This window comes from Agathobaculum sp. Marseille-P7918, assembly GCF_900625105.1.
In the GTDB taxonomy this organism is placed as follows: domain Bacteria; phylum Bacillota; class Clostridia; order Oscillospirales; family Butyricicoccaceae; genus Agathobaculum.
Genome location: NZ_UYYD01000002.1, coordinates 279,604 through 305,851 on the forward strand (window position 1 = coordinate 279,604; position 26,248 = coordinate 305,851).

Consider the following 26,248-nt stretch of genomic DNA (forward strand, 5'->3'; position numbering starts at 1 on the left):
CTGTAAATTCAAAGCCTTTCGTCAGGCGAAAGGCAGATTTTTTCCTTATTTATACTACCACAAATCCCGTCCCCTGTATAGCGAATTCACAGATTTTTTACGGTTTGGCAAAGCAGCGCAGCCGCGTGCTCAAGCTGGTGCGCGGTCGAGTAAAACGAGAGCGAAAAGCGGATCGTGCCGCTCTCCTCCGTGCCCGCGGTGCGGTGCGCGAGCGGCGCGCAGTGCAGACCGGCCCGCACGGCAACGCCCTGCCGCGCCAGCGTCTCCGCTACGCCCTCACAGCTCGCCCCGCGCACGCGCACGGACAGCACACCGGTCTGCGCGGGGTGCGCAAAGCACTCGATGCGCGCTTCCGGTTCGAGCGCGCGGACAAATTCACGCATCAGCCGCCGCTCGTGCGCGAGGATGTTCTCCGGCCCGACCGCGCGCACAAACGCCACGCCCGCAGCCAGCCCCGCGATGCCCGGCACGTTGGGCGTGCCGCTCTCGAGCGCGTCCGGCAGGAAATCCGGCTGCCGCATGTCCTCCGACCGGCTGCCTGTGCCGCCCGCAAGCAGCGGATGCTGCGCGATGCGGTCGTCGAGCGCGAGCAGAATCCCCGTGCCCTGCGGGCCGTACAGTCCCTTGTGTCCCGGCATGCAGACCGCCGCAAGACAGGGGTGGCGCCGCACGTCGAGCGCGATCACGCCCGCGGACTGCGACGCATCCAGAATGAGCGGCACGCCCGCCTCGTCCAGCAGATCGGCGATCGCGTCCAGCGGCGCGGCATAGCCGAACACATTGGACACATGGTTCAGGACAAACAGCTCCGCCCCGTCCGCGAGCGCCTGTTTTGCTCGCTCTACCATCGCCTCCCCGTCCCACAGCGGTGTGTCGAGCACGACCGGCTGCACGCCGCGCAGCGCGAGTGGCCGCATGACCGCGTTGTGCTCATACCCGCCGACCACGACGCGTGTTTCCGGCTGCACCAGCGCATGGATGGCCAGATTGAGCGCGTGCGTGGCGTTCATCGTGAACACCACGCGCGCCGGGTCCTGCACGCCGAACAGCGCGGCCGCCTGCTCCCGGCAGGCGTATACGGTCTCGCCCGCGCGCATCGCCGCCGCATAGCCGCCGCGCGCATACCCCGCCGCCGCATGCATCGCGCGGCGCACTGCCTCGTCCACCGCGCGCGGCTTGTGCAGTGTGGTGGCGGCGTTATCCAGATAGATCATACGCCCGCCCCCTCGTCCGGTATGACACGGCAGGGCGTGATGCCCAGCTGCCGCAGCCGGTGCAGCGCCTCCTCCGACTGGCGCGCGCCCACGCGCACCGCCCAGCCACACGACTCGGTGCGCGCATGGCGCGGCGGGCGCGTCACCTCGCCCGGCACGCCCATCTGTCCCAAATGGCGCCGCAGGCCGACCGCTTCGGTCTGGCTGCGGCATATCAAAAGAGCATATTGGCTCATCCGCTGTCTCTCCCTCCAACATAGTCTATCCTCATGCTATGTTGAAATGCGCGCCGAAGTGTGCTATGCTGATGCTGCATAAAAAAATCATCCCGGGAGGGGATTCGATATGGAACTCACTGCTCTTTCTCTGCGCCTGCATGCGCTTTCTGCGCTGCGCGGCCTGCAGCAGCACCCGCTGGTGAAAACAACCGCCGCGGTGCTGGATGTGCTGGACGGCGCGGACGCCGCCCGCTTTGCCGACGCTTACGGCGCGCTGTGCGCCGCGCACTACACTTACGGCGACGCTGCTCAGGCGCTGCTCGACGCCGTACACTACGACGTCAACACCCTGACCGACACGCTTTCCGCGCCCGCAGCCGCGCTGCTGGGCGCCGCCACGGTGGACATCGAGGCGATCAACGCCCTGCTGGCCGTCGATGGCGCCGCACTCAAGACGGCCGCCGCTGGGCGGTACAATGCCCCCGCGCTGCTGACGCTGCCGGACTTTCCGGCCTCGGCCCCGCTGCCCTTCCGCGACGGCGCAGAGCTCGCGAGCTACTACCGCGCGCAGGGCTACGGCTTTTTCGCCCAGTCCTCGGCCTTCGCGGTGCAGGACGACGGCTCGGTCTCCCCGATCGTGCATCCGGACGCCATCCGTCTGCACGACCTGCCCGGCTACGAGCGCCAGAAGCAGCAGATCCTCAAAAACACCCGCGCCTTTCTCGACGGACGCGAGGCCAACAACATCCTGCTCTACGGCGACAAGGGCACGGGCAAATCCTCGACCGTCAAGGCCGTGGTCAACGAATACGCCGAGCGCGGCCTGAAGATCATCGAGATGTCGCCGCGGCACATCACCTGCTTCCCCAAGATCTTCGCGGAAACCCTGCGCTCGCCCTTCCGCTTCATCGTCTTTCTGGACGACCTCACCTTCAGCCGCGAGGACGACAACTTCGCCGCGCTCAAGGCGTTCATCGAAGGCGGTCTGGCCGGCAAGCCGTCCAACCTGGTCATCTACGCGACCAGCAACCGCCGCCACCTGATCCGCGAGAGCTTTGCCGACCGCGAGGGCGACGACGTGCGCGTGCGCGACAGCCTGGAGACCGTCACTTCGCTGTCCGACCGCTTCGGTCTGGAGATCACGTTCTCCGTGCCGGACAAGGACGAATATCTGTACATCGTCGATCAGCTCGCCGCGGAAAGCGGCCTGACGCTGCCGGCCGACCAGCTGCACATGCTCGCCGAGCGCTTCGCGCTGCGCCGCAACGGCCGCTCGCCGCGCACTGCGCGCCAGTTCATCAGCCAGCAGATGGCGGAAAAATACGAAAAGTAAGCGCAAAAAAACAGGCTCCTACTTGGGAGCCTGTTTTTATATGTTCATCCACCTACCTGCACATTCCGCGCCGCAAGGCGCGCATGCAAAAGAAAAGAACCGCCTTTTCAGGCGGTTCTTTTCATCCAAACCCCCAGCTCTGTCGGGCGTTTGGATACAAGAGCGGAGCAAAGTTTCGCGCGCTATGCGCGTCGGAACTTTGCGCAGCCCGGGCGATGTCCGCAGGCACCGCGGCATCGCCCCTTCGTTTGCAAGCGTGGTTGCAAACGAGTACTTACCATCCAAAGTACGAGAACGGATTCTGGTACTGCGAGCCGCCGTTGCCGCTCTGGCTGTTCTGACTGCTCTGGCTGCTTTCCGCTGCCGGATCGTCGCCTTCCAGATCGTGCGCATCGGTCAGCGTCACGGTCAGGTTGATCGTCTTGCCGGTCGAGATACGATAAACCGTCAGCGTCAGCTTGTCGCCCGCCTTCATGTCTTCCTTGATGTCGTTGATGTCATCCATGGTCGGGGTCGGGGTACCGTTGACCGCGGTGATGATATCGCCCACCTGCAGACCCTCGCTGGCCGCCTTGGCACGCGAGTCAATCGAGTAAACCTGCACGCCTGCGACGCTGCCGTCCGCGGACTCCACGTTCTGGCCGGTGATGCCGATGGACGGACGACCTGCCACATAACCGTTGGCAATCAGTTCATCGACGACCTCCTTGGCGGTGTTGATCGGGATGGCAAAGCCCATGCCTTCGACAGAGGCCTCACCAAAGCCGCTGCTGGACAGCTTGGCGGAGGTGATGCCGACTACCTGACCATACTTGTTGATCAGCGCGCCGCCCGAGTTGCCGGGGTTGATGGACGCGTCGGTCTGGATCAGGGTCATAACGCGGTCGTTGATGGTGACGTCACGGTTGATGGCGGAAATGCGGCCGCCGGTGATCGTGTTGGCGAACTGTACACCGCCGGGCGAGCCGATCGCATACGCATATTCGCCGGGCTGCAACTCATCCGAGTCGCCGAACTCTGCTGCTGTCAGCTTGTCTTTGGGCTCAACCTTGATGACTGCCAGATCGGTCTGCTCATCCGTGCCGATGATCTTGGCGTCGTACTGCGTGCCGTCGCTCAGCTGCACGGTCACGCTCTGCGCGTCCTCGACAACGTGGTTGTTGGTGATGATGTAGCCGTCCTCACTCATGATGACACCCGAGCCGGAACCCGTCCCGCTCGCGGTGGTCGAGATGACCGAGACGATCGACGGGCTGACCTTCTTGTAGATCTCCTCTCCCGCCAGACCGTTGACCACGTCGTAGTTATCCGGGTCAAGGTCGGGCGCCTCGTTGATCTGCACAGTCGGCAGGTCGCCCGCCTGCGCGCTCGCCGTGACGGCGCTGCCGTCACCCGAGGATACCACATGCCCGATCACGGCGCCGCCTGCAAACAGCAGGCACGCGGCCGCGACGCCGCACAGGCCGATCGCAATCGCCTTGCCGTGCTTTTTCCGCGGCTTCTTGGGCGGCTGCGGGGCCGCGCCCATCGGGTCCTGCGCATACGGTGCGCCGCCAAACGGCGGCTGCTGCTGAGGCGCCCGGTAGTCCGGATGCTGCACCGGCGTCTGATACGGGGTGCGCGGTTCCTCCTGCCGCGGTTCGGTGTACGGTTGTTCGGCTGCCGGCTGTTCTGCCGCCTGCGGCTGATCCATTGCGGGCTGCTGGGCCTCGGTATGTTCATCGCCGCGCGGTTCCGGCGTCATGTTATTCAAATTATTGAAGTCGTCCATTGTGCTGACCTCCCTATCGATTTTGTGATTTCATTCTAATCCGCCATTGTGGCGGTTTGTTGAAAACAATATGAATATTTTTTGAACAAGCGCAGACAAACCGCCCGTTTCCGCGCAGCAGCGCGCGGCAAGCGGACGGTTTTGCGGTTTATTTCTGGGAATTTTTCATGCTCCCCGGCAATTGCTGGGGCGCCAGCGGCAAAGTGAAGGAAAATTCGGTCTCGCCGCCGTCCGAACGCACGGAAATCTCGCCCCCGTGCAGATTGATGATATTCTTGACGATATACAGGCCCAGCCCCGCGCCGGTCTTATCCATCGAGCGCGAGCGGTCGGCCTTGTAAAAGCGGCCGAACACATGCGGCAGGTCCTCCGGCGAGATGCCGACGCCGGTATTGGTGATGGAAAACGCGCAGAAGCCGTTTTCCGGATGCGCCCGCAGGCACAGGCGGCCGCCGTCGTTGATGAACTTGACGGCATTGTCCACCAGATTGTACACCGCGCGGTACAGATGATCACGGTCGCCCATGACCATCAGCCGGTCCTCCAGATCGCAATCGACCTCGAGGCCCTTTTTCTCGATCTTCTGCTCAAACGACAGGATGATCTGGCTGGTCATCTCGGAGAAGTCGAACGGGGCGGGATTCAAAATCAGCTCTCCCGACTGGATCTTGGCCGCGTCCAGCATGCGGTTGACCATGCGGGACAGGCGGCGCGTCTCCTCGGCGATGATGTGCAGGTACTTGTCGCGCTGCTCGACCGGGATGGTGCCGTCGATCATGCCGTCCACAAAGCCGCCGATGGTGGTCATCGGGGTCTTGAACTCATGGCTGACGTTGGAGATAAAGCCGCGCGTCAGCTCCTCCAGCTGGTCGAGGTCGCGCGCCATGTTGTTGAAGGACACGGCCAGCTCGTCGATCTCGTAGCAGTGGTTGTCCTCCGGCACGCGCACATCGAAGTTGCCCGCGGCGAATTCCTTTGCCGCCGCCGCGATCACCTTGAGCGGCCGCGTCATGTGCTGCGACAGGAGGAAGGACATCACAAGCGCCACGGCCAGCGTGATCAGCAGGATGAGCACAAGCGTCTGTGTCGAGTGCCGCACCACGCCCGCGGCGGTTGCGTCCTGCGTATACACAAACACCATCGCGCTGGTTTCGCCATCGTCGCCGACCACCCGCGTGCCGACCGTATAGCTCGACCGGTCGCCCAGTACGCCGAGCTGGCCGACTTCGGCATAGCTGCCCGACTGGCGCACCTGCTCGGCGACCTCTTCCGGGATCATCCAGCCCGACATTTTGGACGCTTCGCCGTCCGGCCCCGCGATCATCTGGATCACGCCGTCGCGATCGGTCACATACACGGTGATGGAATCCTCCTTGGCGACCGTGCCGATGGACAGCATATAGATCTCCCGGATGACGTCGGAATCCGTGCCCAGCATCAGCCGGGTCTGCTCGGCCAGGCTCTGCACGGTCGTGCGCAGCTCCGCCTGCTTGGTTTGCAGCGCGTAGTTGCCCATCTGGTAATAAAACACGCTGCCCGCCACCGCAAATGCGCACACGATCAGCAGCACATGCGTGACATAATTTTTGAAAAAGAAACTGCGTCTGCCCATGGTTTACTCCTTGGTCTCGAACTTATAGCCGACGCCCCAGACCGTTTTGACTTCCCACTTATCCGAGACGCCCTCGAGCTTTTCGCGCAGGCGCTTGATATGCACATCGACCGTGCGGGTATCGCCGAAGTAGTCAAAGCCCCACACATCGTCCAGCAGCTGCGCGCGCGTGAACACGCGGTTGGGGCTGGAGGCGAGATAATAGAGCAGTTCGATCTCCTTGGGGGGCGCATCCACGCGCTTGCCCTTGATGATCAGGTCGTATGCCTGCTTGTCGATGACCAGGTTGTCGAACGTCAGCTTCTCGGGCGCGTCGTCCGGCGCCATGCGGCGGAACACCGCGCGCACGCGCGCAATGACCTCAGGCATTTCGAGGGGCTTGACGATATAGTCGTCCGCGCCCATCTCCAGACCGGACACGCGGTCGGCCGTTTCGCCCTTGGCCGTCAGCATGATGATCGGCACGTCGCTTTCCGCGCGGATCTCCTTGCAGACCGCCCAGCCGTCCATCACCGGCATCATCACGTCGAGCAGCAGCATGTCGGGCTTTTCGCTCTTCCACATCTTGATGCCCTCGACCCCGTTTTCCGCTTCGATCACCGCGTAGCCCTCGCGCTCCAGATACAGGCGCAGCAGCTCGCGGATATTGGCTTCATCTTCGACAATGAGTATCTTTTTTGCCACAATCGTTCCCTACTTTCCGAATCAGGCTGTTTCTACAGTCGTCACACGCTTATTATACAGCCTTTTGCCGCAAAAAGCCATGAACAATCTGTAAAAGGGGGAAGAATTGCGTCCCCTGCACAGACATGCTATACTGATAGCATCAACAGCAAAGGAAGGTCATGTATGCCCCAAACCGTACCTATGCATATCATCGCGCGCATCCGCAGCGATTTTCCGACCAAATTCGGCATCCCGCGGCAAAGCGGGCTGGCCGACGCGCCCGCGCGCATCGTGTTCGAGCCGGAATACCGCAACGCGGACGCGCTGCGCGGCATCGAAGGGTTTTCCCACCTCTGGCTGATCTGGCAGTTTTCCGAGGCCGTGCGCGACGGCTGGTCGCCCACCGTGCGGCCGCCCAAGCTGGGCGGCAACCGCCGCATGGGCGTGTTCGCGACCCGCTCGCCCTTCCGGCCGAACGCGATCGGGCTTTCCTCGGTGCGGCTGGACCGCGTGGAACTGCACACGCCGGACGGACCGGTGCTACACGTCTCGGGCGCCGACCTGATGGACGGCACGCCGATCTTTGACATCAAGCCCTATCTGGCCTACACGGATGCGCACCCGGAAGCCACCGGCGGTTTTGCGCTGCAAAGCCGCGAAGGCGTACTGCACGTTGTCTGCGCGGAGGCGCTGCTCGCCCGTCTGCCGGACGGACGGCGGGAGGCGCTGCTCGCCATCCTTGCGCAGGACCCGCGGCCGGGCTACCAGCACGAACCCGGCCGGGTGTACGGCTTCCCGTTTGCGGGCTGCGAAGTGCGCTTTACGGTCGAGGGCGATACCCTGACCGTGCAGGATATCACCCCCACGCCGAATAAGATGAGTTGATCTCTCTCTCGCCACAGCGCAAATCATTCCGCCGCTCTGCGAGCGGCATCGAAAAGTCGAGCTCTGCCCGACTTTTTGATACATCTGATTCGATCGAAAGCGTGGTTTCGATCGAGAATGAAAAAAACCGCTCCCAATGGGAGCGGTTTTTATTTTCCGTCGCCTTACAGCAGACTATTACAGATTGGTCGGGGTGATCGCTTCGAAGTCCGCCAGCGTGCCGCCGTTCATGAAACAGTCGATGATCTGCTTGCCGCGCGGATCGAGGTCCGGCGTGTCGAACTTGGCCAGTTCCTTGCGGAAGAAGTCGGTCAGGATCTTGGCGCCGGCGTCGTAACCGTCCGTGCCGACACGGTCCTGCGTATCGACGCGCAGGTACTTGGAGCGGATGCGCTGACCGTCGATGGTCATATCCTTCATCGCGTAGCCGAGCAGCGAGCAGCGCGCGGGCTCGAGGTGCTCGCGGCGGATCTTCGCGCCGCCGTGGCGGGCCAGATACTCACGGGAGATCCACTCAGCCGCAAAGCCGACCTTGTACACGCCGATGTGCTGGTTCGGGATGAGCACATAGCGGGTGTTCGGGCTGTTCATGATCTGCTCGAGCAGCAGGTTTGCCTGCTTGACGCGCAGGCCGGTCGCGAACGGCCAGTAAGAACCAACGCCCTCGCTCTTGAGCTCGTTGCCGGTGACGATCGAGGGGTTGTTGAAGCCGCGCGGCGCAACCAGACGCCACAGCCATGCCAGTGCGGGCGGGATGATATGCATCATGCCCATGATGCCGTAGTTCGGGTTCTCGCGGGTCGAGGGGGGCATACGGACGCCGAACGAGCGTACGTCAACCTCCACCGGCTCCTTGACGATGTGCGGCACATCCCAGCGCGGTACGATCGCGCGCGGGTTGGAGCAGCGCTTGCCGTTGGAATCGAGCGTATGCTCCCAGATCAGCAGCGTTGCGCCCGGATGGCCTTCCATGTTGAAGAAGCAGAGCGGCTCCTTCGGCTCGGTGCAGATGCGCTCGTACACCGGGTCGCAGCCATAGTGGGTCACGCCGTCCATGCGCAGGAACCAGCCGTCCTCACCATCGACCAGCACCAGCTTGCCGGACTTGTTCTGCAGCTGCGGATAGCAGGTCGCCATATCGTCGCACACCGGCTCGATCGAGCAGGTCGCGCCCATGTTGATATAGGTCTCCTCGCCGGTGACCGTGTTCTTGGAGAGCAGCACACGGCCGTCCGGCTCGCGCGCGATATCCTGCAGCATTTCGCTCTTGCCGCCGCCGGACGCGCCCTCGTGCATGATGACCATTTCGTTCTCATACGGCGTTACCAGACGGCCGCAGGACGTATGGCAGGTGGTCCAGCCTTCCTGCTCGCCGATGTCCAGCAGCACCGAGTAAACGCCCTTCTTGGCGGACGGGCCGGGATAGAGGTTGTAGGAAAAGACCTCGTGGCAGTCGTCCATACGGTTGTGGACAACGACCTGCTTGCCCGCGAAGTGGGTGTGGCGGAACGGCGGCGCAACGTAAACGATCGCGCGCGGCTTATAGCCTTCGGTCTCTTCCGCGTTGACAAAGCCCTGCAGATGTGCCAGCGCAAACGCAAAGAACGCGCACTGCTTGGGGCAAACCAGCATGGAGCCGTAGCCATAGATGTTGCCGCCCGAATTAAAGGGCATCAGGATCAGCTCCTGCGTCTTGAACCATTCCATGGTTTCGCGGCGCAGATCGGCAAAGGGATAGCCGTATACATCGGCAAAACGCTTTTTGTCGGTCGGCTTATCGTCCGCAATGCGCATGCAGTCCGGCTCGCGGCGGCGCATATAATCCTCCACGAAGTTGACCGATGCACCGTTCTTGCAGCGCGTCACGTCCGCTTCCTTGACCGGGCCCTTACCCGGTACGTCGAAGACGACGTCGTACACGTCCGCATGATCCGGGCCGAATACCATGTCATAGAGTTCCGCCTTGCTGGTCGGAACCGACACGCCCTTACAGTTTTCGAGCACATCCTTCAGCTCGTCCGTGAAAGTGAATTTGTTGAGCAACGGGTTCATCTGTTTGTTTCCTCCTTTCACACCGCCAATGCCCTTCCCAAAACATCAGCCGGTGTGCCTGCTGCAAGGTCTTATCCGCGTTAATGCAGCAAGACCAATTGTTGTTCATTTATAGCATACTGCAAAACAGGGTTCCCCGTCAACCAATTTTCGCATTTTTGCAAGTTATTATACAAGTTCTTGCAGAATGTACAAAACTCCCTTTTCTTTTTGGTTGTTTTCCGTACATGGACGCTTGTCCGTCGTGCATTATTTTGAAAAATGCACGGAAATACAGACGACCTCGCTGTTCGTGCCGACGCGCATATCCGGTCCCCAGACGCCGAGGCCGCTGGTGACGACCGACGTCATGCCGCCCACCTGCACGCAGCCGCAGGCGTTGTCCCACAGCAGGTACATGAGCAGGTTGCCCGGAAACAGCTGCCCGTCATGCGTATGGCCGGACAGGTCGAGGTCCGCACCCGCCTGCGCGAGCGCATCCAGCTCCTTTGGCTGGTGGTCGATCACGAAAATCGGCCGGTCCGGGTCAAGTGAGGCCAGCAGCTGCGCCGGTTCGAGCCGCTGCTCGGCCAGCTTTTTCGCGCGCGACGGGTCGCGCCGTCCGACCAGCTGCACACCGTTTTCCAGCGTGACCGCGCGGTCCTCGAGCAGCGTCACGCCGGCTTTTGCCAGAAATTCGGTCATGCGCGGGTCGTCTTTGTCCTCGTCCGCCGTGTCCCAGGTGAACCCCGCCAGAATCGGCTCGGATACGTCGTGGTTGCCCCAGCAGGCGTAAGTGCCGTATGTACTGTCGAGAGATGCCAGCGCCGCCGCGATGCGGTCGGGTTCGGGCATGGCTTCATAGGCGTTGTCAAAAATATCGCCCGCGATCACGACCAGATCGGGCTGCATCTCGTTGATGGCTGCGACCGCCTGCTCGATGTAGTCCACCTCGGTGCTGTACCCCAGATGCAGGTCGGCCAGCAGCGCGACCGTCATGTCCTCGCCCGCGCCTTGCAGCGTCACGTCATAGTCGGTCACATGCAGCTGCTCCGCATGCGCCATACCGTACAGGCTGACCGCGCACACCAGCGCGAGCGCCACGCCGCCCTGTACGCGCCGCACCTGCTGCATCTGCACGAAATCCTTGCCGCGCGCGCGGCGGATGCCCACCAGCGCCAGCTCGACGGCCAAAACCGCCAGTACGAGATACAGCATCCAGCCGAACCAGTGGTTGCCGATTTGCAGCAATAGCCGCCGCAGTCCATCCGGCGACCGGATGAGAAATCCGCTCAGCGGCGCGGACGCGACCAGTGCATACAGCACGATAAACACCGCGCGGAAGGCCTTTGTGCCGAACACGCGATGGCACGCGCCCGTCCAGCGCAGCACCCAGCGCGCCAGATAAAGGTTGAGCAGAATATAAAACGGCGCCAGAAAAATCGCGATCATATGCCGCCCTCCTTTCCGGCCGATGGGTTTTGCGAATGCTTACGGCTGCGCCCAGCGCTCCCACACACGGGTGACCGCGCGGCACTTGCCGTCCCGGCTGAGGTCGAACACCGCGCCCGACAGCGCGCAGTCGCCCGGCGCGGTCTTGAAATACTCGGTCAGGTCGCCGCGGAACATCGCGATCGACTGCTCGACCCGCACGCCCAGCACGGACACGATCGGGCCGGTCATGCCCACATCGGTGATATAGCCCGAGCCTTTGGGGTTGATGCGCTCATCCGCGGTCTGCACATGGGTGTGCGTGCCCCAGACGGCGGCCGCGCGGCCGTCCAGATAATAGCCCATGGCGAGCTTTTCGCTCGTGGCATTGGCGTGGATCTCGGCCAGCGCGATGTCATATTTGCCCTGCGCCTCGCGCAGGATCTTGTCCGCGCACAAAAACGGATTGTCCGGCCCGTAATGCATGTCGCAGCGGCCGATCAGGTTCATCACCAGCAGCCGCATGCCCTGCGGGCCGTCGTAAATGCCCCAGCCCTGTCCCGGGCTTTGCGGGGCGAGGTTCGCCGGGCGCAGGATATCCTGCCGCTCGTCCAGATAGGGCGCGATCTGCTGTTTGGAAAACGCATGGTTGCCCAGCGTGACCACATCCGCGCCCGCGGCGAAGATATCGTCCGCCTGTTTGGGCGTGATGCCGCGCCCGGCGGCGTTTTCGCCGTTGACGATCACAAAATCCACGCCGTGCGCGCGTTTGACGCGGCGCAGCAGCGCGTGCAGGGTATCAATGCCGGACTCGCCGACCACGTCGCCGACCGTGAGAAGTTTCATGCCTGTTCCTCGCTTTTTTGTATTTTCCGGCCGCCAAACGCCGCCGGATAGAGAGAAAGGGCGGACAATCGTCTGTTGTCCGCCCCCAAATTGTCAAATTGCCAATGGATCTCAGTCAAACAGCGTAGAAACCGAGGTTTCCTCGTAAATACGCGCAATGGCCTCGGTGAACACCGGCGCCACCGACAGGACCTTGATCTTGTCCAGCTTCTTTTCGCTCGGCAGCGGGATGGTATCCAGAATCGCCATCTCCTTGATCGGGCTGTTCGCGATGCGCTCGATCGCCGGGCCGGACAGTACGCCGTGGGTTGCGCAGGCGTACACTTCGGTCGCGCCGCCCTTTTCGACCAGCGCGTCCGCCGCGTGCACGAGCGTGCCCGCCGTGTCGATCAGGTCGTCCACGAGGATGCACTTCTTACCCTCGACGTTGCCGATGATGTTCATGACCTCGGATACGTTCGCCTTCGGACGGCGCTTATCAATGATGGCAAGCGGCATGTCCAGCTTTTCGGTGAACTTGCGCGCACGGGTGACCGAGCCAAGGTCGGGAGAAACGATGACGGTATCTTCGGTGCCCACGCCGAACTTGCCCGCGATATACGGGATCAGCACGGAAGAGCCAAGCATGTTGTCCACCGGGATATCGAAAAAGCCCTGGATCTGCGCTGCGTGCAGGTCCATGGTCAGCACGCGGTCCGCGCCCGCGGCGGTGATCAGGTTCGCCACCAGCTTTGCCGAGATCGGGTCACGCGCCTTGCTCTTGCGGTCCTGACGCGCATAGCCGAAATACGGAATGACCGCCGTGATACGGCCCGCAGACGCGCGCTTGCAGGAGTCGATCATGATAAGCAGCTCCATCAGGTTGTTGTTGACCGGGCCGCAGGTGGACTGCACCAGAAATACGTCCGAACCGCGCACAGACTCGGAAATGGAAACCGAGATTTCGCCGTCCGCAAAGGTGGAGATCGCCGCTTTGCCGATCGGCAGGCCGAGCGCGGACGCAATCTGCATTGCCAGTGCGGGGTGAGAGTTGCCGGAGAAAATTTTAATATTTTTTCCGTGAGAAATCATTGGTAAGCCTCCGTCATAATGATAAAATTTATCCCGTTTTTTCTATTTTTACTTTTTGTCTTGCTCTTTTTCGTGTGCCGCGCGGCGGCGATCGTTCCAGCCCTCGAGCGTGGTCTGCCGCGCACGGGCAACCGCCAGCGCACCTGCCGGCACGTCCTTGGTGATCGTTGCGCCCGCCGCGGTGAACGCGCGGTCGCCGAGCGTCACAGGCGACACCAGATTGGTGTTGCAGCCGATGAAGCAATCGTCACCGATGACGGTCTGGTACTTATGATACCCATCGTAGTTGACCACAACCGTGCCGCAGCCGAAATTGACCCGCTCGCCGACGGTTGCGTCGCCGATATAGGTCAGGTGGGACACCTTGGTGCCGTTGCCGATCGTGGACTTCTTCAGCTCGACAAAGTCGCCGATGCGGCAGCCGTCGCCGATCGTGCACTGCGGACGGACATAGGCAAACGGGCCGACCGTGGTGTGTGCGCCGATGGTGGACTCATACACCTGCGAGTTGTTGACCGTCGTGCCCGCGCCGATCTCAGCCTTTTCCAGAATGGTATTCGGGCCGATGACCGCGCCCGCGCCCACCTTGCAGCCCGGGCGGATATGGCAGCCCGGCAGGATGGTGACGCCCGGCTCGATCTCGGCGTCCGGCGCGATATAGGTGTTCGCCGGATCGAAGATCTGCACGCCCTTGTCGATGAGCGCGAAGTTGACGCGGTTTACCATCGCGCGGAACGCGATATAGGCCGAACCGCCGTCGCGGATCTCGACGATCTCATTGGTCACGGCCACGCCCTTCTGCGCGCCTGCGGCCACCGCCGCGGACACGAGTGCATCCAGCGTGTCGCCGCCCGCCGCGAGCGCCTTTTGCAGCATCTCCCAAGTGAACATCGCCGCAAGGCAGTGCGCATCGCGCGGGATGGGCTGGCCCTCCGCGTCGAAGCCCTGCTGCTCTGCCACCAGCACGCTCACGCCGTAGCCGGTCATAACATGCGTTTCGGTCAGATGGGTGAGCGCATCGTCCTCCGCCAGCGCAAACGGCGCGGCAATCACCAGCACATGCTCGCTTTCGGGCAGCGCATGCAGCGCCGCAAAGCGGTTGGGCTCGGTCAGCGCAATGCTTTCCGCACCCGCCAGTGCAGGCTCTCTGTCATCGTGCACAAAGCAGCACGCATCCACCGTGTCGGGCAGCTCGCCCAGCACCGCATCGCCTGCCGTGCCGAACAGCACCGGACGTGCGTAGGCGGAAAAACCGCCTTCGTCAAACAGGCCGCCAACCAGGGCGGCGGTAATTTTATTCATGCAGAAAATCCTTCCGTTTCCGTGGGGCTGCACAGCCCCGTTTTCGGTTACAGATTTATTATACAACACCCCTGTATAAAAAGCATCAGCATTTTTCGATAAATTTCCTTGCACAGTAAGGTTTTTTTCGCTGTTTGCTGACAAAAAAGCTGTCCGCGCATGGCGGACAGCCTGTGTCGCCCGGCTTTGCCCACCGGGCGCTGTCTGTTTATTTTATTCTTCTGACGCTGTGGACGACGCCGTCTCTTCCTGTGCCGGTTCCGCATCCGCCGGCGCCGCGTCTGCCGGCACGGCCACCGCGCGCAGCATACGGATGCGCGGGATGAGCGGCAGGCGCGCATTATACAGGTTGACAAAACGGCCCACGATCAGCGCGGACACGATCGTGCCCAGACCCAGGCCATTGATGCCGCGGAAGAAGATGAAGGACAGAATCAGCGCGATGATGACCAGCGTAACGTCAAACAGGATCTTGACCGAGCCGAAGCGCTTGCCTGTCCGGTCGGTGATCGCGCCGACCACGCCCTCGCCGGGCACCAGCAGCGCATCCGGCGCGACCTCGACGCTGATGCCGAAGCCCAGCACCGCGCAGCCGATCACGAGCGCCACCAGTTTGACCGGCAGCGAGCTTGGCTCGAACCACCACAGCGCCTTCATGCCGACGTCGATAAACGCGCTGAACACCAGATTGACCACGATCTGCAAAAGCTGGATGGGCGGGAACTTGCGCCCGCGCAGCACCACCTGCGCCGCAATAAACAGCAGGTTCATCACAAACGTAAACTGCCCGAGCGACCACGGGAACCGCAGGCTGAGCACATACGGCACGCTCGAAATCGGCGAAGTGCCGAGCGCCGCCTTAGTGATGATTGCCACACCGAACGAATTGATGATAACGCCAATCGTAAACCACAAATACCGATAAACTAACTTCCTCATTTTTCCTCCCGAATCTCCGTTGCCTGTTTGACCGTCCGCCCCCTTTCGGACGATGCCGTAAAAACGAGGCGTCCCACATCGGACGCCCCGTTCGGTTTCAGTTCTCTTCCTGCACTTGCGGGATCTGCCGCAGGATCTCGATCGGGCCGCAGCCCGCGCACTTGGCGCAGTCGTGCATGCACGCCATCGGGTCGTCCGGGTCCTCTTCCCGGCCGATTTCGAGCAGCGTCGGATCGCCCTGTTTCTCGCCCACGAGGAACTTGGCGACCGCTTCCTCCGCCGAGCCTTCGCAGCCCGGCACGAGCAGCACGCCGATCATCTCGAGCGCGTTGCGCATGGCCAGACCCAGCGCACCGCAGATCAGCACATCCACTTTTTCCAGACTCGCCAGCTTGAGCAAATCGGTCGTGCTGGTGCCCTCCACCGAGGCCAGCCGCTTGCCCGTCGGGGTCTGCCCCTCCGCGCTGACGATCAGGAACGAGCGGCACTCGCCCAGATTCTTGGCGATCTGGCCGCCGTCATATGCGACACCGATGTTCATCGAAGGCCCTCCACCGTCTTGAGCGCATCTTTCAGCGCATCCGGCAGCTTGGCGTCCTCGATCTTGCCGGCGTCCACCGCCGCGGCCAGCTTGGGATCGATCGGCAGCTTGGCCAGTACGGGCAGACCGTACTCGGATGCCACTTCGTCCACATGGCTTTCGCCAAAGACCGAAATATGCTTGCCGCAGTCCGGGCACTCCAGATAGCTGTAATTCTCCACCACGCCGATGAGCGGGATGTTCATCATCTTGGCCATCTTGACCGCCTTGCCCACGATCATGCTGACCAGATCCTGCGGCGAGGTGACGACCAGAATGCCGTCCACCGGCAGGGACTGGAACACGGTCAGCGGTACATCGCCCGTGCCGGGCGGCATATCGACGAACAGGAAATCCACGTCGTCCCATACCACATCCGACCAGAACTGCTTGACGGTTTCCGCGATGATCGGCCCGCGGTAGATGACCGGGTCATCCTCGTTGGGCAGCACCAGGTTGATGGAAACCATCTGCACGCCGCCCTCGCTGCGCGCGGGCAGGATGCCTTCCTCGCAGCCTTCGAGCTTGTCATGCACGCCAAAGGTCTTGGGGATAGACGGGCCGGTGATGTCCGCGTCCAGGATGCCGCAGGTATAGCCCTTGCGCGTCATGCCGACGGCGAGCATCGAGGTCAGCAGGCTTTTGCCGACGCCGCCCTTGCCGGACACAACGCCGATCACCTTTTTGACCGAAGCCGCGGGATTTGCCGCGACCTTCAGGCTCTTTTCGCCGCCGCAGCCCGCAGAACAGGATTCGCAGTTATGCGAACAACCCATACTTCAACAACTCCTAACATATCTTTTTGTTGCCTATTTTTTAGTATACCGCATTGTTTTCTCTTGTGCAAGGGGCAATCATGTCCGGCCACATCCGCCGCACAACAGGAAAGCGCCGCCGTCTCGTCGGGGGAAACGAGACGACGGCGCTTTGCCCATTCACTACACAGATTTGAAAAAGGGGGGTAAAAAGAGAAATAAAAGATCGGTAGGCTGCCGACCCGGGATTGCGGCTTCCCTGATCGACATGCTTAGTATACCCTGTCTGCGTGTGCAAAGTGTGAACAGATTATAAATATGCTGTGAAAGAATTGTTTCCGGCATATTTTTCCCGCAGACATGGGAAACGCCCTGTTTTCCACAAGGGGGGGAATGGAAAACAGGGCGCACGCCAATGCAAAATGAAAAAGAGGATAAAAAGAAAAGGTGAAAGAAAGAAAACATTGTAAAAAGGGGTGTCGGTTGGGCTGGTGTCTTTCCCTTCCGACAATCATAGTATAGCGCAGCCGGTGGAAAAAAGTGTGAACAGCTTTTGAACATACTTTGAAAGGTTTATGACTTTGGCCGCGCGGCAAAAAAGGCAGGAAAAACCCCCGGCCCATGGGGGAAATGGAACCGGGGGTTTTTCGCTCATTTCACAAAATAAAGGGGGGTAAAAGAGAAATAAAAGATCGGTAGGCTGTCGATTCGGGATTGCGGCTTCCCTGATCGACATGCTTAGTATACCCCATCCCCGCAGGGAATATGTGAATAAATTTTGAACGGCCTGTGAAAGAATTGTTTACAATTTGGGACGCCGGCAAGCGGCGTCCCTCCAGGGGGTATCCATACCCCCTGGATACGGCGCCGGTTCCAGAGAAAACCGGCACCGATACCCCCGGTTTCGCGCAAAAAATGCGCGGGTCGTGGTCAAAATTCGAGGTACACGCCCCCGAATTTTGTTATTTTCATATCGCTGCGCTCCTGTTTTCTACGTCGCCTATCTCTGCTGTTGTTTTTTCAGCAGGCGGATATCGTCGCCGAAAAAGCGCAGCGACACGAACTCGCCCAGCAGGCGGGACGCCACGGCGGGCGAATATTTCTCACTCAGTGCCTCGGGCGGCAGGTTGGTGTTGACGATCATCGGCCGCCCGGCCATCAGGCGGTTGTTGATGAGGTTATACAGTGCGGACACGGTGAACGCCGTGCCCATCTCCGTGCCCATATCGTCGATGATGAGCAGGTCGGCCCGCTCGTAGCGCGCGGCGCGCTCGGCGGCCTCCTCGCCGTTGCCGTTGCCGAATTTGATCGTCTCATACGCTGCGACAATGTTGATCGCGGTGTCATACGCGACCGAAAAGCCGCGCGCCGCCACCGCCTCGGCGATGCACGAGGACAAAAAAGTCTTGCCCAGACCGGTCGAACCGTACAGCAGCAGATTGGGCGAATGTTTGCCGAATTTTTCGGCATACGCCTTGCACTCGTCCAGATTGTACTCCATGTTCTCCCGCGGGGACAGCCCCAGCCGCTTGTCCGGCCGGGTGGAATAATAGTCCATGCGGAAATGCGCGAAATTCTGGTCGCGGATGGGCAGCACCGCGGACAGCTGCTCGCGCAGCAGCTTGGCATACCGCTCTTTGACGCAGTCGCAGGTCGCGCTGCCCGCGTAACCCGTGTCGCCGCACTTTACGCACAGCGGTTTTTCGGTCAGATAATCCTCCGGCAGACCCATGCCGCGCAGCAGCCCGGCGCGCTCGGCCTGCAATTCCAGATTGTGCGCGCGCAGGCCCTCGATGGCGGCCGTCGGATCACCGCCCGTATTGAGCGCCGCGCGCAGAACCGACGCTGCCGTCTGCGACAGCGTGCGGTCGATCGCACGGATGCGCGGCTCGCGCGCATATACCTCGCGCCGCCGCTCCTCAAACGCATCGCTGCGCGCCGCGCGCTCGCGTTCCAGCTCGCGCCGCGCCTCGGCCAACAGTTTTTTATCGTATGCCATGGTTTATTCCTCCGTTTTGCGGCGGTGGCTGCGCACGCGCGCCGCCCAGTCCTGCTCCCACGCGGCCAGCGTGCCCGGATCGGTCGGCTGCGCCGGAGTCTGCCCGACGGCCGCGCGCGTCTCGGGCTCGAGCGCGGTGATCTCGCTGACCGTATGTACGCCCGCCTCGTCCCAGCGGCGCAGGATGCCGAGCGTGTAGTCCAGACTCTTATGCCCCTGCTGCTTGTCCGTGCGCCGCACCGCCAGTGCGATCGCCTCGGGCGGGAAGCCGTGCGCCAGCGCAAAGCGGCACACGCGCTGCGCCTTGGGTGCAGGCTGCGCCGGATCGGCGCCGAGCGCCTTGTACACCGCCTCGCTCAGCGGCTTTTCGTTTGCCTTGCGTGCCAGATACTGCTGCGCCTGCTGCGCGCTCACCACGCCCATATCCGCCCACAGATAGGCCTCGCGCCGGATATCGGCCAGCCGCACCACGCCTTTTTCGCCCTTGAGATAGCTGAGCAGCTCGATGATCGCCCCCGCCGACAGGCCGAGGTGGTCATAGGCCGTCAGCAGGCAGCGCAGCTGCCCCTCGGTCAGCGTGCGGCCGAGCACACCCTCCGCGCTCTCGCAGACCGCGGCAAACTTGTGGTCGTCCAGCCGCGCGCGGCGCAGCTCGTCGGCCGTATACTGCGGCGCGTCCGCAGGCTTGTCCTCCTGCGGCGGTGCGGCGGGCGTGATCAGCCCGTTGAGCGTGAAGGCCGCGCGCTCATACCGCTCCTGCGGCAGATGCAGCGCACGCGCGGCGGTTTTCCCGTCCGCGCTGCCGTGCCGCAGGACGTAAAGATAGAGCAGCGCCGCGTCGCCGTCCGCGGCGGCGATCAGCTTGTCCAGCATGTCGCAGCGCGCCACGCGCAACTCGCCCTCGGGGAGCGAAACGGAGGTCTGGGCCATCGGTTCATTTCCTTTCCAAATGGGATTGGCTTTTATTATAACACAGCCCGCACAGCCGGGCAAATGGAAAAGGACGGGACGCAGGACGTGATATTTTGCACGCGCTGCGCGCGGGCAGAAAAAAGGCGGGACATGCGCCTGCCTTTTTTCCCAAACAGCAAAACGGCGCAGGAATCAAAATTCCTGCGCTGCTTTGCTGCAATAGGCATTCCCAGCCGCAGGCTGGCGATGCCGTTTGTCGTTTCAAGCTGTACGCTTGAAACGAAGATTACTTGATCTTCTCTTCCGGCTTGACGTCCTTCATGGACAGGTTGACGCGGCCCTTGTCGTCGATCTCCATGACCTTGACCCAGACCATGTCGCCTTCCTTGACGGCGTCCTCCACCTTTTCGATGCGGTGGTCGGCCATCTTGGAAATGTGCACCATGCCGTCCTTGCCCGGCAGCAGGTTGACGAACGCGCCGAAGTTCATCAGGCGCACGACCTTGCCGTAGTAGATTTCGCCCGGCTCGGGCTCCTTGACGATCGCTTCGATCATCTTCTTGGCCTTCTCCGCGTCGGAAGCCTTGACCGCCGCGATGGTGACCGTGCCGTCGTCCTCGATGTCAACCTTGGCGCCGGACTCGGCCACGATGTTCTGGATCACGCTGCCGCCCTTGCCGATGACCTCACGGATCTTGTCCGGATGGATGTGCATGGTGGTCATCTTGGGCGCCCACTCGGATACGTCCGCACGAGGCTCCGGAATGGCCTTGAGCATGATCTCATCCAGGATGCCGTAACGTGCCACGCGGCACTTCTCGAACGCCTGCTTGATGATGTTCGGGGTCAGACCATCGACCTTGATATCAACCTGAATGGCCGTGATGCCCTTCTTGGTGCCGGCAACCTTGAAGTCCATGTCGCCGTAGAAGTCCTCAACGCCCTGAATATCGGTGAAGGTGGTCTCCTGACCGCCGTCGGTGATCAGGCCGCAGGAAATACCCGCAACCGGCGCCTTGATCGGCACACCGGCGTCCATCAGCGCGAGGGTGGAACCGCAGACCGAACCCTGCGAGGTAGAACCGTTGGAGGAAATGACCTCGGAAACCAGACGCAGCGCATACGGGAACTCGCTGACCGGCGGGATGACCGGCAGCAGCGCGCGCTCGGCGAGCGCACCATGGCCGATCTCACGACGGCCGGGGCTGCGGGACGGACGGGTTTCGCCGACCGAGAAGGACGGGAAGTTGTAGTGGTGGATATAGCGCTTTTCCTTCTCCTCGAAGATGGTGTCCAGCTCCTGCGCATCGCCCAGCGTGCCCAGCGTGCACAGCGTCAGCACCTGGGTCTGGCCGCGGGTGAACATACCCGAACCGTGAACGCGCGGCAGCACATGCACTTCGGCAGCCAGCGGACGGACTTCCTCCATGCCGCGGCCGTCCACGCGCTTGCCGTTTGCCAGCCAGCGGCGCACGATCTTCTTCTGCAGCTTGTCCACGCACTCGGAAAGGTTCGCGCCATGCTCTTCCTTGTATTCGTCAGAAAGCGTCGCCTCGAACGCATCGACGATCTCGCGCACGCCCGCGTCGCGGACGGTCTTGTCGTCGGTGTCCATGGCGACCTCAAACTTGTCGTTGCACTCGGCCTCGAGCTTGTCGAACAGCTCGTGGTCGATGTCGTGATGCTCGTACTCGAACTTCGGCTTGCCGATCTCGTCCTTGATGCCCTGGATGAACGCGCAGATCTTCTTGAGTTCCTCGTGCGCCTCCATGAGTGCGTTGAACATATCGTCCTCGGGCACTTCCTTCGCGCCCGCTTCGATCATGACGATCTTGTCCTTGGTCGCGCACAGGGTAACGTCCATCTCGGACTGCTTACGCTGCTCGCTCGTCGGGTTGATGATGGTCTTGCCGTCGATGATGCCGACCTGGCAGCCCGCAACGACGTAGTCGAACGGGATGTCCGAGATTGAAACCGCGATGGACGCGCCCAGCAGGCCGACCACCTCGGGGGAGTTGTCATAATCGTTTTCCAGCACCGTGCAGACGATGGAAACGTCGTTGCGCAGGTCCTTCGGGAACAGCGGACGCATCGGGCGGTCGATCTGGCGGGACGCGAGGATCGCGCGTTCGCTCGGACGGCCCTCGCGGCGCATGAAGCTGCCCGGGATGCGGCCTACCGCATACAGACGCTCTTCAAAATCGACCGAGAGCGGGAAAAAGTCGATGCCGTCGCGCGGCTTGGCCGATGCGGTCGCGGTGACCAGCACGGCGGTGTCGCCGTAGCGCACCAGGCACGAGCCGTTGGCCAGCTGGGCCATCTTGCCGGTTTCGACGGTCAGCTTGCGGCCGGCGATCTCGGTTTCAAAAACGCGGTAGTTTTTGAAGTCAAAGGGATTGATGTTTGCCATGTTTTGTCCTCCTTTTTTGTGTTGCGGAGGGCGGCGCATCACTTTTTTAGCACTTGAAGCAAAAACGGGCAAAGGCCGTTCCGTTCCTCCTTCAACTGCTAAAAAGCGGTTTTGCCGCCTTCCTTTGGAAAACAGAAACAGGGGAGCAGACTGCTCCCCTATTTGCTTGTTCTTCTTACTTACGGATGCCGAGCTTGGCGATCAGCGCACGGTAGCGGTTGATGTCCTTCTTCTGCAGGTAAGCCAGCATGGAACGGCGCTGGCCGACCATCTTGAGCAGGCCGCGGCGGGAGTGGTTGTCCTTCTTGTGGACCTTCAGGTGCTCGGTGAGCTCCTGAATGCGCGCGGTCAGGATCGCTACCTGAACCTCCGGAGAACCGGTGTCGGTTGCGTGGATGCGGTTTGCCTCGATAACGGCAGTCTTTTCTTCCTTACGGATCATGATGTGTTTCACCTTTCAAATGATATTTTTTTACTTACCCACAGGCTGGGCTGCGGCTGGTGAAATGGGCACGGTAGGGACGCACCCGGAAGTCCGGCAGCTAAGCGCGGGGCGAAAGCACAATATATGATACCATGACCGAACGAATTTGTAAAGTAATTTCTGCTTTTTTATTTACTTTGCCGCATTTTCGCACTTTTCTTTGGCCATTTTGTCGAATTGTACAATTATGAATAAATTGTGAACGAGATTTTGTCGATTTTTCATCTTGTCCCAACAACTTTTCCAGTGCTATAATTCTACCATCATCGGTGGACAGCTGAACATCCTTTCGCTTGAAGCCGTTTTTATTTATTGCTAAAGACACGCGACGGGGCGGTGCAATAGCGCGGCCTGATGTCGCGTTCTTTTTTTGCTTTCCGCCGCGCCTCCGGGACATTTTGCCGCCGGAGGCGTTTTTTTATGCCTGTCCGGCGCACACTGAAAAGAGAGCGCTGCCGCTACGCAAACTCGTTGCTGCGCAGCTCCAGATTATAGGCCAGCAGCACGCGCAGCCGCTTTTTGCCGCGCGTCAGATGGCGCGACACCGCTGACTGGCTGATACCCAGCTGATAGGAGATCTCCTTGCCGGACAGTCCTTCCACCTCGCTCAGCCACAGAACCTGATACTGCCGCGCGGTCAGCTGCTCGCGCAGGGCATGGAAAAACGCCTCGCGGAACTTGGCGCGGAACGCGCTGTCGTCCGCCCCGATCTCCGCCAGATACCGCTCGTACGCCGCGCGGTCCGCCGCTCCTTCAGACAGCCTTTCTGTTCTCATGTCCGTTTCCTCCTTTGTCATAGTAGTGTTCCAGCACAAAGGCCGTTTTGCGGCTTTCGTTGATCAGCACCTGCAAACAGTTGATGCGCCGTTTGAGACGGTATTTGACCTCGTTCTGTTTCGCGCGGCGCCGCGCTGCCTGCAACAGCTTCAGGCGCAGCTCCAGAAGCGCCGTGTTGGACCGGTACTCCCTTGCCATTTCTTGCAGCTGCATGTCCTTCCTCCTTGCAATTATCGAACATTTGTTCGTATTTCTTGATTCACATAATACTACATATTGGAAATGATGTCAACATCAGCCTACATTTGGTGTGCTATCAATCTTTTTACCCACATATACTGGGAGAAGAAAGGAGGCATCGGACATGCGCAGACTGCTGCTGACCGGCAGCGCGCTCGTGCTGGCGCTTTATCTGATCCCCGCGGCGCTGCTGCTCGGCGGCCGGGCGGAAACCGTCGATGCCGCGACCGCTTCCGTCCCCGTTCAGAACACTGCCGCCCCCACCGGCGACTACTCCACCGTGACCGTCTCGATCGACGGCACGCCGACCGAGCTGCCGCTCGAAACCTATGTCGCGGGCGTGGTCGCAGCGGAGATCTCCAATGATTTTCCGATCGACGCGATCCGCGCGCAGGCGGTTGCCGCGCGCACCTACGCGGTTTACAAAATGGCTTCCGGCCGTCCGGACGCGCACCCCGACGCCGACGTCTGCGACGACTTCCACCACTGCGCCGCCTACCGCGATATCGCGGTCGAGACCGCGGCGGGCAATGACCTTGCGCGCGTGCAGCAGGCCGTGCAGGACACCGAGGGCGAGATCCTGACCTATGACGGCGCGCCGATCGCGGCGGTATTCCACTGCGTCAGCGGGCCGCGCACCGAAGCCGCCCTCGACGTGTGGGGCGAGGACGTGCCCTATCTGCAAAGCGTGGTCAGCCCGGGCGGTACGGCCTATGACGGCTATGAAGCGGCGGTGACCGTGTCCGCGGACGAATTTCGTCAAAAAGTCGCGGATGCGTTTCCGGCGGCGGACGTATCCGGCGCGCCAAGCGAGTGGTTCAAAGCCTCGACCCGGTCGGATGCGGGCGGCGTCATCACGGTCAAACTCGGCGGCGTGACCGTCGAGGGCACGGATGTGCGCGAGCTGTTCGGCCTGCAATCGACCAACTTCACCATCACCACCACGGACGACAGCATCACCTTCCACACCATCGGCTACGGCCACGGCGTCGGCCTGTCGCAGTACGGCGCCAAGTATATGGCCGAGCAAGGGGCGGATTATGCGGAAATTTTGGCGCATTATTATCCGAATACCGTGCTGACCCATGTATAAACCCTTTCCTCCGCGGCCATACTGGAGAAAACGGAGGTAAAGGGATATGAAACAATATCATTCCAAACATACCGCAGTCCTTTCGACCCGCGGCTTTTACACCATCCTGACCGTCTGCGCGCTCATTATCGCGGCGTCCGCGTGGGTGCTCTGGTCGGACGCGACCGCGCCCGCCGAGGACGAGACGCAGGCCAGCCTGCCCATCGTCACGCCCGCGGAATCCCTGCCCGACCTGAGCGAGGATACGCCGGTGCTGAGCGAAGAGACGGGCGACGCGGACGAGCCGGATGCCGATCAAGAACCGGACGGCGCCGCGCCTGAGCAGGCGGATGACACCGCCGCAGAAACCGCGCCCGCGCCCGTCGAGACGGTTTCCGCGCCCATCTATGTGCGTCCGGTCGCCGGCGCGGTGATCACGCCGTTTTCCGGCGATGAGCTGCTGTTCCAGCCGACCTTCGGCGACTGGCGCGTGCACACCGGCACGGACTTCGCCGCCGAAGCCGGGGAAACCGTGCTCGCGCTGACCGACGGCACGGTGCAGCAGGTGGTCGAGGACGGTCTGTACGGCACATGCGTCACGCTCTCGCATGACGCCGACCTGACCTCAACCTATTGCGGCATCACGGACGTGCGCGTCGCGGAGGGACAGGCCGTCGCCGCGGGCGAAGCGATCGGCACGGTCGCGGAAACCATCGACGCGGAAGCCGCGCTCGGCCCGCACCTGCATGTCGAGGCCGCCCGCGCGGGCACGCCGGTCGATGTGCTCGAGCTGCTGGGCGAAAGCGAAATCGAATAATACCGCAAAACGCAGCAAAGCCGCTGGACAAAAGTCCAGCGGCTTTGCGCGCTTGTATGTTGTTGTCATTCCGCGGCATCCGGAGAGGCTTCCGCCCCATCCTGTTCCGGTTCAGACACTTGGTCCGCCACCGTCACCGCATAGTTGCCCGTCAGCCCGCCGCCGGCCACCGTGACGATGCCATCCGCGAGCAGGAAATTCATCTGCTCATCCGCGGACTTGGCGGTCTCGCCGTTGACCGCGGCCGTGCCTGCCGTGCCGTCGGAAAAACGGTACGAGATCCCGGTCTGGTCCTCCTGCGTGATGGTCAGCGTCACGCCCGCCGCGCTCACATAGCTGCCCGGCCAGCCCTCATGCTGTTCGGCAGCATCATACAGCGGGAAGGTTTTGTAATCGTCCAGCACGCCGTCACCCAGATAGTGATATTTCTCGCCCGTTTCGCGGTCCACGGCGACCTTGCCGACCGTCCGCCCCGACGTATCGCTGACCGCGAACACATAGTATTCGCGCGCCTGTTCCTCGTCCGCGCCGACCGACAGCGTTTCGTCCGTCGCCTCCACCGTATACTCGCTTTCGTCCACCGCACCGGCGACCTGATCGAGCGCCTCCTGCTCGGTCAGCGCCGTATTCGCATCGTCGCTGAGCAGCCCCGCCTGCGTCGCCGCCTCCAGCGCCTGCGTCTGCGGATTGACCTTGGCGGCTTCCTCCGTGGTGGGCTCCACCACATCCTTCTGCTGCGTGCAACCGGCCAAAAGCAGGGTGCCGAGCAGCACCGCGGCAACCGATCGTTTCATCCTGCCTGCCTCCCTCTTTCTTCTCTTCTCATGCAAATCAGGCGGCACCGCCTCCCTGCGATGCCGCCTTAATCATACCGTATCCGGCG

Annotated in this window: 25 protein-coding genes; 5 read left to right on the forward strand and 20 right to left on the reverse strand. The window is 61.7% G+C overall.

Features of this window, described 5'->3' with window-relative positions:
- Nucleotides 1–86 precede the first annotated feature (86 nt).
- Both EJL02_RS04875 and EJL02_RS04880 read right to left on the reverse strand, forming a co-directional pair.
- Nucleotides 87–1,214: an aminotransferase class V-fold PLP-dependent enzyme gene (locus EJL02_RS04875; RefSeq protein ID WP_125115288.1), complete on the reverse strand. Its 1,128-nt coding sequence runs from the start codon at nucleotides 1,212–1,214 to the stop codon at nucleotides 87–89.
- Nucleotides 1,211–1,450, reverse strand: coding sequence for a putative Se/S carrier-like protein (locus EJL02_RS04880; RefSeq protein WP_125115289.1), 240 nt, complete (start codon nucleotides 1,448–1,450; stop codon nucleotides 1,211–1,213). The genes EJL02_RS04875 and EJL02_RS04880 overlap by 4 nt, the downstream gene beginning before the upstream one ends.
- 109 nt (nucleotides 1,451–1,559) lie before the next feature.
- Here EJL02_RS04880 and EJL02_RS04885 point away from each other — a divergent pair, with 109 nt between their 5' ends.
- Nucleotides 1,560–2,765: an ATP-binding protein gene (locus EJL02_RS04885; protein WP_125115290.1), complete on the forward strand. Its 1,206-nt coding sequence runs from the start codon at nucleotides 1,560–1,562 to the stop codon at nucleotides 2,763–2,765.
- Between the two features lie 274 nt (nucleotides 2,766–3,039).
- Here EJL02_RS04885 and EJL02_RS04890 read toward each other — a convergent pair whose 3' ends face one another.
- The 3 genes from EJL02_RS04890 to EJL02_RS04900 form a co-directional block, all read right to left on the reverse strand.
- The gene (locus tag EJL02_RS04890; RefSeq protein WP_125115291.1) at nucleotides 3,040–4,536 is read right to left on the reverse strand and encodes a trypsin-like peptidase domain-containing protein; all 1,497 of its coding nucleotides are present in this window, start codon (nucleotides 4,534–4,536) and stop codon (nucleotides 3,040–3,042) included.
- 148 nt (nucleotides 4,537–4,684) lie between these two features.
- Nucleotides 4,685–6,148 carry a sensor histidine kinase gene (locus EJL02_RS04895; protein ID WP_125115292.1) on the reverse strand — a complete coding sequence of 488 codons (1,464 nt, stop codon included), beginning with the start codon at nucleotides 6,146–6,148 and terminating at the stop codon, nucleotides 4,685–4,687.
- A 3-nt stretch (nucleotides 6,149–6,151) separates the two neighbouring features.
- Nucleotides 6,152–6,832: a response regulator transcription factor gene (locus EJL02_RS04900; protein WP_125115293.1), complete on the reverse strand. Its 681-nt coding sequence runs from the start codon at nucleotides 6,830–6,832 to the stop codon at nucleotides 6,152–6,154.
- A 165-nt stretch (nucleotides 6,833–6,997) separates the two neighbouring features.
- Here EJL02_RS04900 and tsaA point away from each other — a divergent pair, with 165 nt between their 5' ends.
- Nucleotides 6,998–7,699, forward strand: a complete 702-nt coding sequence (tsaA, locus tag EJL02_RS04905; protein WP_125115294.1) for a tRNA (N6-threonylcarbamoyladenosine(37)-N6)-methyltransferase TrmO — start codon at nucleotides 6,998–7,000, stop codon at nucleotides 7,697–7,699.
- A 177-nt stretch (nucleotides 7,700–7,876) separates the two neighbouring features.
- Here the strand turns inward: tsaA and EJL02_RS04910 are convergent, their stop codons facing one another.
- The 10 genes from EJL02_RS04910 to EJL02_RS04955 all read right to left on the reverse strand — a co-directional run bounded on the left by EJL02_RS04910 (nucleotide 7,877) and on the right by EJL02_RS04955 (nucleotide 19,583).
- Complete coding sequence (locus tag EJL02_RS04910) at nucleotides 7,877–9,751, reverse strand: DUF4914 family protein (RefSeq protein ID WP_125115295.1); 1,875 nt, start codon at nucleotides 9,749–9,751, stop codon at nucleotides 7,877–7,879.
- A gap of 249 nt (nucleotides 9,752–10,000) precedes the next feature.
- Nucleotides 10,001–11,182, reverse strand: coding sequence for a metallophosphoesterase (locus EJL02_RS04915; RefSeq protein WP_125115296.1), 1,182 nt, complete (start codon nucleotides 11,180–11,182; stop codon nucleotides 10,001–10,003).
- A 39-nt stretch (nucleotides 11,183–11,221) separates the two neighbouring features.
- Nucleotides 11,222–12,007, reverse strand: a complete 786-nt coding sequence (locus EJL02_RS04920; RefSeq protein WP_125115297.1) for a TIGR00282 family metallophosphoesterase — start codon at nucleotides 12,005–12,007, stop codon at nucleotides 11,222–11,224.
- A gap of 111 nt (nucleotides 12,008–12,118) precedes the next feature.
- Nucleotides 12,119–13,078, reverse strand: a complete 960-nt coding sequence (locus tag EJL02_RS04925; protein WP_125115298.1) for a ribose-phosphate pyrophosphokinase — start codon at nucleotides 13,076–13,078, stop codon at nucleotides 12,119–12,121.
- A 48-nt stretch (nucleotides 13,079–13,126) separates the two neighbouring features.
- The gene (locus tag EJL02_RS04930) at nucleotides 13,127–14,380 is read right to left on the reverse strand and encodes a DapH/DapD/GlmU-related protein (protein ID WP_125115299.1); all 1,254 of its coding nucleotides are present in this window, start codon (nucleotides 14,378–14,380) and stop codon (nucleotides 13,127–13,129) included.
- 213 nt (nucleotides 14,381–14,593) lie between these two features.
- Complete coding sequence (locus tag EJL02_RS04935; protein ID WP_243114404.1) at nucleotides 14,594–15,319, reverse strand: YczE/YyaS/YitT family protein; 726 nt, start codon at nucleotides 15,317–15,319, stop codon at nucleotides 14,594–14,596.
- A 97-nt stretch (nucleotides 15,320–15,416) separates the two neighbouring features.
- Complete coding sequence (locus EJL02_RS04940; RefSeq protein ID WP_125115300.1) at nucleotides 15,417–15,860, reverse strand: NifB/NifX family molybdenum-iron cluster-binding protein; 444 nt, start codon at nucleotides 15,858–15,860, stop codon at nucleotides 15,417–15,419.
- Nucleotides 15,857–16,675, reverse strand: a complete 819-nt coding sequence (locus tag EJL02_RS04945) for an Mrp/NBP35 family ATP-binding protein (protein ID WP_125115301.1) — start codon at nucleotides 16,673–16,675, stop codon at nucleotides 15,857–15,859. Before EJL02_RS04945 ends, EJL02_RS04940 begins: the two co-directional genes overlap by 4 nt.
- A 979-nt stretch (nucleotides 16,676–17,654) precedes the next feature.
- A complete protein-coding gene (locus EJL02_RS04950) occupies nucleotides 17,655–18,653 on the reverse strand; it encodes an ATP-binding protein (protein WP_125115302.1) in 999 nt (332 codons plus the stop codon).
- A gap of 3 nt (nucleotides 18,654–18,656) precedes the next feature.
- Nucleotides 18,657–19,583 (reverse strand): DnaD domain-containing protein, encoded by a 927-nt coding sequence (locus EJL02_RS04955; RefSeq protein WP_125115303.1) that lies wholly within the window; start codon nucleotides 19,581–19,583, stop codon nucleotides 18,657–18,659.
- Between the two features lie 63 nt (nucleotides 19,584–19,646).
- Here EJL02_RS04955 and EJL02_RS04960 point away from each other — a divergent pair, with 63 nt between their 5' ends.
- Nucleotides 19,647–19,859 (forward strand): hypothetical protein, encoded by a 213-nt coding sequence (locus tag EJL02_RS04960; RefSeq protein WP_125115304.1) that lies wholly within the window; start codon nucleotides 19,647–19,649, stop codon nucleotides 19,857–19,859.
- On the opposite strand, the gene EJL02_RS04965 is transcribed toward EJL02_RS04960, so the two are convergent.
- The 4 genes from EJL02_RS04965 to EJL02_RS04980 form a co-directional block, all read right to left on the reverse strand.
- On the reverse strand, nucleotides 19,852–21,975 hold the full coding sequence (locus EJL02_RS04965) for a polyribonucleotide nucleotidyltransferase (RefSeq protein ID WP_125115305.1): 2,124 nt from the start codon (nucleotides 21,973–21,975) through the stop codon (nucleotides 19,852–19,854). The genes EJL02_RS04960 and EJL02_RS04965 overlap by 8 nt on opposite strands.
- A gap of 175 nt (nucleotides 21,976–22,150) precedes the next feature.
- Nucleotides 22,151–22,417, reverse strand: coding sequence for a 30S ribosomal protein S15 (gene rpsO / locus EJL02_RS04970; protein ID WP_125115306.1), 267 nt, complete (start codon nucleotides 22,415–22,417; stop codon nucleotides 22,151–22,153).
- Between the two features lie 500 nt (nucleotides 22,418–22,917).
- Entirely contained in the window at nucleotides 22,918–23,235 is a 318-nt protein-coding gene (locus EJL02_RS04975; protein ID WP_164510290.1) for an RNA polymerase sigma factor, read from the reverse strand.
- On the reverse strand, nucleotides 23,213–23,449 hold the full coding sequence (locus EJL02_RS04980; protein WP_125115308.1) for a hypothetical protein: 237 nt from the start codon (nucleotides 23,447–23,449) through the stop codon (nucleotides 23,213–23,215). The genes EJL02_RS04975 and EJL02_RS04980 overlap by 23 nt, the downstream gene beginning before the upstream one ends.
- Nucleotides 23,450–23,600: 151 nt before the next feature.
- Between EJL02_RS04980 and spoIID the strand changes: the two genes are divergently transcribed.
- Nucleotides 23,601–24,569 (forward strand): stage II sporulation protein D, encoded by a 969-nt coding sequence (gene spoIID / locus EJL02_RS04985; protein WP_125115309.1) that lies wholly within the window; start codon nucleotides 23,601–23,603, stop codon nucleotides 24,567–24,569.
- 46 nt (nucleotides 24,570–24,615) lie between these two features.
- Complete coding sequence (locus EJL02_RS04990; RefSeq protein WP_125115310.1) at nucleotides 24,616–25,365, forward strand: M23 family metallopeptidase; 750 nt, start codon at nucleotides 24,616–24,618, stop codon at nucleotides 25,363–25,365.
- 65 nt (nucleotides 25,366–25,430) lie between these two features.
- On the opposite strand, the gene EJL02_RS04995 is transcribed toward EJL02_RS04990, so the two are convergent.
- The gene (locus tag EJL02_RS04995) at nucleotides 25,431–26,159 is read right to left on the reverse strand and encodes a hypothetical protein (protein WP_125115311.1); all 729 of its coding nucleotides are present in this window, start codon (nucleotides 26,157–26,159) and stop codon (nucleotides 25,431–25,433) included.
- Between the last annotated feature and the right edge of the window lie 89 nt (nucleotides 26,160–26,248).